This window comes from Streptomyces sp. WELS2, from assembly GCF_013870595.1.
Taxonomy (GTDB): domain Bacteria; phylum Actinomycetota; class Actinomycetes; order Streptomycetales; family Streptomycetaceae; genus Streptomyces.
The window spans coordinates 1-3991 of sequence record NZ_JACBWZ010000595.1 but is presented as its reverse complement, the minus strand read 5'-3'; the positions used below and the strand labels follow the sequence as shown (position 1 = coordinate 3991).

Annotated in this window: 3 protein-coding genes and 1 pseudogene; 3 read left to right on the top strand and 1 reads right to left on the bottom strand. The window is 72.4% G+C overall.

Going from position 1 to position 3991, the window contains the following annotated elements; all coding sequences use genetic code 11:
• The 3 genes and pseudogenes from H5J33_RS26330 to H5J33_RS26320 form a co-directional block, all read left to right on the top strand.
• A pseudogene (locus H5J33_RS26330) lies at window positions 1-1222 on the top strand (ABC transporter ATP-binding protein); the annotation flags it as partial.
• Between the two features lie 299 nt (window positions 1223-1521).
• Complete coding sequence (locus H5J33_RS26325; protein ID WP_181797343.1) at window positions 1522-2841, top strand: S8 family serine peptidase; 1320 nt, start codon at window positions 1522-1524, stop codon at window positions 2839-2841.
• Entirely contained in the window at window positions 2838-3080 is a 243-nt protein-coding gene (locus H5J33_RS26320) for a hypothetical protein (RefSeq protein ID WP_181797342.1), read from the top strand. Before H5J33_RS26325 ends, H5J33_RS26320 begins: the two co-directional genes overlap by 4 nt.
• Before the next feature lie 44 nt (window positions 3081-3124).
• Here H5J33_RS26320 and H5J33_RS26315 read toward each other — a convergent pair.
• Window positions 3125-3991: endonuclease I family protein (locus H5J33_RS26315; protein WP_181797341.1), on the bottom strand; the 867-nt coding region annotated here is incomplete at its 5' end.

Genomic DNA, 3991 nt, shown 5'->3' with positions numbered 1-3991 from the left:
GGGCGGGCTGGAGCCGCCGGCGGAGCGGATCGCCACGACGCGGTACCTGGCCGCCGCCGCGTCCGTGGAGCTGGAGGCCATCGAGGACCCGGAGTTCGGCGGCTGATCGACGTCGCCCAGTACGGCGCCGGCTCCGCCCGTCGCATGATCGGCGCAGGAACGCTATGTGCTGGTGATGAGCTGGGTCGAGCATGTGCGGGCCGACCGCCTCATCGGCAACCTGCTCACCGAGCGCACCGCGGCACAGGAGGTGCGTGTGCACTCCGTCGGGCCGTTCCTGCTCAGCCATTACGCGCGGATGGCCGAGAGCGCCGAGGCCGAGCAGGAGCGGCCGGCCACCGGCAAGGCCGTCACCGAGTGGGTGGCCTCCGCGCTGTCCGGCCTCGCCATGGCGGCGACGTACGGGGCCATGTTCTGGCTGACCACGAGCGGGCGCATGAGCCTGGCCGTGGCCGGTACGGCCGTCATCGCCGTCCGGTCCGGGTCGGCGAGCCTGGGCGCGCTGGTGATGAACGTGAACCCGTTGCACGAGGAGTCCCTCTGCGTCCGCGAGGTGTTGTCGGGCCTGTTGCTGCCGCGGACCGGGACGGTGCGGTGGGGCGAGGCCGACCTCGCCTCCCTGGACCGCTCGGCGGTCATCGACCGCGTCGCGCCGCTCACCCGGGACTTCCGACGCCGGCCGGTGACAGCGGCGTTGAACATCCGGATCGGCCGGCCCGGGAAGCCGGTCCCGAGGACCTGCGGCCGTCCGTCGACTACGCCGGTGCCGGACCGGTCGTCGCCAGGCTTCCCGACGGCCTGGGCACCGTTCTGGCCCGGATGTTCCGGGGCGCGAGTGAACTGTCCGGCGGCGAGTGGCAGAAGATCGGCCTCGCCCGGACCCACTGGCGCGACTCCACCTGCGCTGCCGCCGGCGTGCTCATCGTGGACGAGCCCACCTCCGCGCTCGACCCGGAGGCGGAGATCGAGGCCTTCGACCGCATCCGCGGGCTCGCCGCCCCGGACCGGGCCGTCGTCCTGGTCACCCACCGCATGTCCGGCGTCCGCCACGCCGACCGCATCCACGTCCTGCACCACGGACGGCTCGTCGAGCAGGGCCGTCACGCCGAACTCATGGCGGCCCGGGGGCGACGCGGCGATGTGCGAGGCGCAAACCGCCCAGTACGCCCCCACGGGCACCGTCCCCCGTCCCGGCTCCCCCGCCGTCACGGATCCCGCGTGACCCGCTCGCGGCCGACTCGACGGCCCGTTCGGGGAACACGGAAGGCTCCGCCGTAGGTGCGACCGGGCTCGCGGCCGGCCCGTCCGCCCGGAGGCAGCCGCCGGCTGCGGGCACGGGGTTGTCCGGACGAGTTGCGTGCGGCCGTGGCCGGCAGGAGGGTGGAGGGAGAGGCGACACAACAGGCTCGGACGCGCCGACTCACCGTACGGCCGGACGTGCGGTGTGCGCTCGCCGATGGTGTCTCGGGCGTGCGGCGGGGGGGCCACCGTATACACGGGGGCAGTCGGAGCGGAGACACCATGACGAACGAATCATTCGACCGCCGTGCGGGCGACGGCCAGTTCGGACTCTACGACCAGAGCGTCCTCAAGCGTGAGAACGCCTACACCGGGAAGTACCTGGTACTTCTCGACTGCGAGGCAGAGGAGCGCGGCATGGAGGTGCTGCGTTCCCAGGCCGGCATCGCGAGCGCGGAACCGGTGCGTGGTGCCGAGGCGGAGAACGCCGTGCGCGTCCTCGAGGAGCCGGACGTGAACGCGCTCTTCCCGGAGCTGGGTGTCGCCGTCGTCGACGTGGCACCGGACCAGCGGGAGGCGCTGGTGACGGCCGCTCAGGAGGAGCCGTCGGTCATCGCCGCGGAGCCCGAGCGCATGGTCTACATCTCGACGATCACGGACCGTACGCGGGAGGTGACGGGCTACTACCCCACCTACCGCAGCGACGAGGACGTCCTGGACCGGCACACCACGGCGGCGATGGCCGTCTCGCTGGGCCCGGCCTGGGACGAGACCGACCACACGTGGGGCCTGCAGGCGGTACGGGCCAACCACTCCCATCTGACGGGGCAGGGCGTCAGGGTCGCGGTGCTCGACACCGGAGTGGACACCGAACACCCCGACCTCTCCGCGCGCATCGCCGGAACCGCGTCCTTCGTGCCGGGGCAGTCGGTGCAGGACGGCAACGGGCACGGCACCCACTGCATCGGCACGGCGGCGGGGCCGGCGCAGCCACAGCAGGGGCCGCGTTACGGCGTCGCCCCCGAGGCGCAGATCCTGGCGGGCAAGGTGCTCAGCAATCAGGGGAGCGGGAGCGACGGGCAGATCCTCGCGGGGATCGCCTGGGCGCTCTCCCAGGGGGCGAAGGTGATCTCCATGTCACTCGGCGCCCCGGTCAGCCTCGGCCAGCTGTTCTCACCGGTCTTCGAGAGCCTGGCCAAGCGGGTCGTCACCGCGGGCACGCTGATCGTCGCGGCGGCGGGCAACGACGGTGGACCGGTCAACCACCCGGCCAACTGCCCCTCGATCCTGGCTGTCGCGGCTCTGGGCAAGGCGCTGGACGTGGCGCCGTTCTCCTGCCGGGGCCAAAACCTCGTCGGTGCCGAGGTCAACATCGCGGCGCCCGGGGTGGAGGTGCGCTCCGCCTGGCCGATGCCGCGCGAGTACAACACGATCAGCGGGACCAGCATGGCCACCCCGCACATCGCGGGTATCGTCACGCTGCTGGCCCATGGAGCGCCGGACGCCACGGCGTCCGAACTGAAGAAGCGGCTGCTCTCCGGCGCGTACCGGCTCGCACAGCCCCCCGCGAGCGTCGGTGCCGGTCTGGGACAGACTCCGTGACCGAATCCCCGCGGGTGGACGTGATCCTGTCCGTCGACGACCCCGGGCGGTTCGCCGAGACGATGGGTGCGGCACGGGCCGTCGGACTCACCGTGACGAGTGAGCAGCCGCTCATCGGCACGGCGGCCGGCACCATCGCCGAGGACCGGATTCCGCTGCTGCGGGCGGTGGAAGGCGTGGAGGCCGTCGAACGGGCCCGCACCATCCGTCTGCCACCGCCCGATCTCCCGGACCGGTGACGGCCGTTCTGGCCCTGAGGGCCGTCACCGGTCCGGGACGGCCTTCAGGGCCAGACGCCGGAGAAGTCGATGCTCCGGGCCCACTCGGGGTGGTCTATCAGGGGGTTGCGGTTGCCCTGTATCCCCGCGATGGCCGCGTTGCGGTGCAACTCGTACTCGGTCACGGGTTCGCTCTCGTGCCACTCCAGGAGGATGGGCAGCCGCTCCTCGGGGAACTCCCCCGCCCGGTCCCCGACGAGGCCGGGGTAGCGCAGCAGGAAGTACAGGGTGGCCCTGGCGACGGCTCCCTTGCTGTGCTCCGGTTCGAACCCGCTCTTCTCGCGCATGCCGCAGTCGTCCCGCACGGCCTCCTCGAAGCCGGGGAAGTCCATGTAGGGGTAGTTGCCGCGGAAGCTGTTGCACGCCGGTTCGCAGGCGAACAGATGGTGCAGGTCGCCCCGCATGGGCTCCCGCTTGGCGAACCAGGACTGCGGGACGACGTGTTCGCAGTTGAACGGCGACGCCGCCTCCAGCTCGTCCAGTTCCGCGGCGAGCTGCTCCGCGCTCGCCGTGCTCTCCCGCAGCAGGAGCTCCTGTATGCCCCGGAGCCGGGACGCCTCGGCGGCGGCGTCGGCGCGGATGAGTTCCTCGGCGGTGAAGGACTTCCCCGAGTAGACGCTGTGCAGGAGGCGGTCGGGGTGGAGGTCGACCCACGGGTAGAGCATGCGCGCCGGTTTGTAGGAGGGGCGGGGCCCGTGGGTCTCCTCCAGCAGTGCGGTCAGTGCCTGCCGCAGCGGCTCGCCGTACGAGTCGGTGTCGACGTGCGCGTAGTAGGCGTCCCGCGCGGCGCGGTCGTCGTCGCGGACGTAGTAGGCGCGAGCCTGCCCGAGCCGGAGGCTGAGCAGGGCGGCGTCCAGATCCCGCGCGACGGC